The sequence below is a fragment of the Streptomyces sp. NPDC059455 genome (assembly GCF_042750115.1).
Lineage (GTDB): Bacteria > Actinomycetota > Actinomycetes > Streptomycetales > Streptomycetaceae > Streptomyces > Streptomyces endocoffeicus.
In genome coordinates, this window is record NZ_JBHYVB010000073.1 from 15566 (window position 1) to 19719 (window position 4154).

At 69.3% G+C, this 4154-nt stretch carries 1 protein-coding gene; it reads left to right on the top strand.

Annotation, left to right across the window (positions count from 1 at the left end; all coding sequences use genetic code 11):
• Positions 1-204 precede the first annotated feature (204 nt).
• Complete coding sequence (locus ACFXB5_RS24940; protein WP_385211635.1) at positions 205-4062, top strand: GH92 family glycosyl hydrolase; 3858 nt, start codon at positions 205-207, stop codon at positions 4060-4062.
• Positions 4063-4154 lie beyond the last annotated feature (92 nt).

Consider the following 4154-nt stretch of genomic DNA (forward strand, 5'->3'; position numbering starts at 1 on the left):
TCGACCCCCCCGTGGGGTCCCAGTTAACCCCCCCTTTGCCGGGGTGCCTCACCCCCGCGCGCCCCCCCCCCCGCGCCGTACCACCCGCCGCACGGGCGCCCATTGAGCGCTGTCCGCATCCTTGACACCACCCTCCCCCTGCCTCCCTACTTATCTCTGCCCGACCCAGTGGACAACGTTGTCAGACTCGTTGAGAGGCTGAGTATGCGACAGAGACGACCCCAGAGACGATGGCGTGGGATCGGACGGTCGGCCGCCCTGGTGGCGGCCGTCCTGCTGGCGGTGACGGCCCAGGGCGGTGCGGTCGCCGCCCCCGCCGGCCCGGACTCCACGCACCACGCCGACCGCGCCTTCGCCTCGTCCTTCGAATCGGGCGATCCCCAGCCCGACTGGCGGAACACGGTCGAGACCGGCCCCGACGGCAAGAAGAAGGCGTCGGGAGTCGACGGAGGCTACTCCTCCGGGATCCCCGGCAATGTCACCGACAAGGTCACCGAGGTCCGCGCGAGCGGGGAGAACACCGACGGCGGGGAGATCAAGGAGAACCTCGTCGACGGCGAGGTCACCAGCAAGTGGCTGGCCTTCGACACCACCGCCTGGCTCGAGTTCGACCTGAGCGAGCCGGTGGAGGCCGTCCGCTACGCCCTCACCTCCGCCAACGACGCCCCCGGCCGGGACCCGAAAAACTGGACCCTCAAGGGCTCGGCCAACGGCTCCGACTGGACGACGCTGGACACCCGTAAGGACGAGGCGTTCTCTTCGCGCCAGCAGACGCGGGAGTTCTCCTTCGACAGTTCCACGGCCTACAAGCACTTCCGGCTGGAGATCACCCGCAACGCCGGGGACGACATCGTCCAGCTCGCGGAGGTGCAGTTCGCGAACGGTGACACCACCCCGCCCGCGGCCTCCGACATGCAGACCCAGATCGACCGCGGCCCGACCGGCTCCCCCACCGCCAAGGCCAACGCGGGCTTCACCGGCACCCGTGCCCTGCGCTACGCGGGCACCCACAAGCCGGACGGCCGGGCGTACTCGTACAACAAGGTCTTCGACGTCGACACGGCCGTCACCCGGGACACCCAGCTGTCCTACCGGATCTTCCCGTCGATGACCGAGACGGACCTCGACTACCCCGCCACCCATGTCTCCGTCGACCTCGCCTTCACCGACGGCAGCTACCTCAGCGAGCTGCCCGGCGCGGTCGACCAGCACGGCGCCCGGATGAGCCCACAGGGCCAGGCCGCCTCCAAGACGCTCTACGTCAACCAGTGGAACCACAAGGAGTCGCGGATCGGCGCGGTCGCCGCGGGCAAGACGGTCGACCGGATCCTCGTGGCCTACGACTCCCCCAAGGGCCCCGCGCAGTTCCGCGGCTGGGTGGACGACATCTCCATCGCCCCCAAGGCGCCCGAGAAGCCGCTGACACACCTGTCGGACTACGCCCTGACCACCCGGGGCACCAACTCCAGCGGCAGCTTCTCGCGCGGCAACAACTTCCCGGCCACCGCCGTCCCCAACGGCTTCAACTTCTGGACGCCGGTGACCAACGCTGGCTCCACCGACTGGCTCTACCAGTACGCCCGCGCCAACAACGCCGACAACCTCCCCACCATCCAGGCGTTCAGCGCCAGCCATGAGCCCAGCCCCTGGATGGGCGACCGGCAGACCTTCCAGGTGATGCCGTCCACCGCGGCCGACGTACCCAACGCCTCCCGGACCGCCCGCGCGCTCCCCTTCCGCCATGAGAAGGAGACCGCCCGGCCGTACTCCTACGGAGTGACCTTCGAGAACGGCCTCAAGACCGAGATCGCGCCCACCGATCACGCCGCGGTCATGCGGTTCACCTATCCGGGCGAGAACGCGAGCGTCGTCTTCGACAACGTCAACAACAACGGCGGGCTGACCCTCGACGCCGAGAACGGGGTGGTCTCCGGCTACTCCGACGTCAAGAGCGGGGGATCCGCCGGTGCCACCCGGATGTTCGTCTACGGCGTCTTCGACACCCCGGTGAGCGCGAGCGGCAAGCTGGACGGAGGCGGCGGCAAGGACGTCACGGGCTACTTCCGCTTCAAGCCGGGGAAGGACCGGACGGTCACCCTCCGGCTCGCCACCTCGCTGATCGGCGTCGACCAGGCGAAGGCCAACCTCGACCGGGAGCTGCCCGCGTCGCGGTCGTTCGGGCAGGTCGAGCGGGCCGCACAGGCGGAGTGGGACGACATCCTGGGCCGGGTCGAGGTCGAGGGCGCGGACCGCGGCCAGCTCACCTCGCTCTACTCCAGCCTCTACCGGCTGTACCTCTATCCCAATTCCTCTTTCGAGAACACGGGCACGGCGGCCAAGCCCCGCTACCAGTACGCGAGCGCCTTCTCGCCGGCCACCGGGGAGAACACCCCGACCCACACCGGCGCGAAGATCGTCGACGGCAAGGTGTACGTCAACAACGGCTTCTGGGACACCTACCGCACCACCTGGCCCGCCTACTCCCTGCTCACCCCGAAGCGGGCGGGCACGATGGTCGACGGCTTCGTGCAGCAGTACAAGGACGGCGGCTGGATATCCCGCTGGTCCTCACCGGGCTACGCCGATCTGATGACCGGCACCAGCTCGGACGTGGCCTTCGCCGACGCGTATCTGAAGGGTGTGCGGTTCGACGCCGAGGCCGCGTACGAGGCAGCGCTGAAGAACGCCACCGCCGTGCCGCCCACGTCGGGCGTCGGCCGGAAGGGCATGTCCTCCTCGCCCTTCCTCGGCTACACCAGCACCGAGACCCATGAGGGGCTGTCCTGGGCGCTGGAGGGCTATCTCAACGACTACGGCCTCGCGAACATGGGCAAGGCGCTCTACGCGAAGACGAAGAAGGCCCGCTACAAGGACGAGTCCGAGTACTTCCTGCACCGCGCGCAGGGCTATGTCGCGCTCTTCGACGACAAGGCGGGCTTCTTCCAGGGCAAGGACGCCAATGGAAAGTGGCGCGTGCCCTCCGACAAGTACGACCCCCGGATCTGGGGCTACGACTACACCGAGACCAACGGCTGGGGCTACGCCTTCACCGCGCCCCAGGACAGCCGGGGCCTGGCCAACCTCTACGGCGGCCGCTCGGGCCTGGCGAAGAAGCTGGACACCTACTTCTCCACCCCGGAGACCGCCTCGCCGGAGTTCGCCGGTTCCTACGGCGGCGTCATCCACGAGATGACCGAGGCACGGGACGTCCGCATGGGCATGTACGGCCACAGCAACCAGGTCGCCCACCATGTGGCGTACATGTACGACGCGGCGGGACAGCCGTGGAAGACCCAGGAGAAGGTGCGCGAGGTGCTCTCCCGCCTCTACACCGGCAGCGAGATCGGCCAGGGCTACCACGGCGACGAGGACAACGGCGAGCAGTCCGCCTGGTACCTCTTCAGCTCGCTGGGCTTCTACCCGCTGGTGATGGGCGGCTCGGAGTACGCGGTCGGATCGCCGCAGTTCACCAAGGCCACGGTGCATCTGGAGAACGGCCGCGACCTCGTCGTCAAGGCCCCGCGCAACAGCGCGCGGAACGTGTACGTCCAGGGCCTGAAGGTCAACGGCAAGGCATGGAACTCCACCGCGCTGCCGCACTCGGTGCTCGCCAAGGGCGGCACGCTGGAGTTCGCGATGGGCGCCAAGCCGTCGGCCTGGGGCACCGGCGCGAACGCCGCGCCGTCCTCCATCACCAAGGACGACAAGGTGCCCACCCCGCGCCACGACCTGACGGTGCCGAGCGGCGGTACGGCGCTGCTGGACAACACCTCGACCACCGAGGCCACCTTCGAGTCGGTGGACCTGCCGGTCAAGGAGCCGGGCCGCGCGGTGCAGTACACCCTGACCTCGTCGGACCGCGGCAAGGCCCCGACCGGATGGGTGCTCCAGGGCTCTCCGGACGGCGAGAGCTGGAAGGACCTGGACCGCAGGTCGGGCGAGTCCTTCAGCTGGGACAAGCAGACCCGCGTCTTCTCGGTGCGCACGCCCGGTACATACGCGCACTACCGGCTGGTGTCGGACGACAAGTCGACACTGGCGGAGGTCGAGCTGCTGAGCTGACCCGAGCGATGAGGTGAGGGACGCGGGGGGGGGGGGGGGGGGGGCGCGAGCCAGCCCCCCCCAGGCGAGAGAGAGGGCCGCGCGGGCGGCCC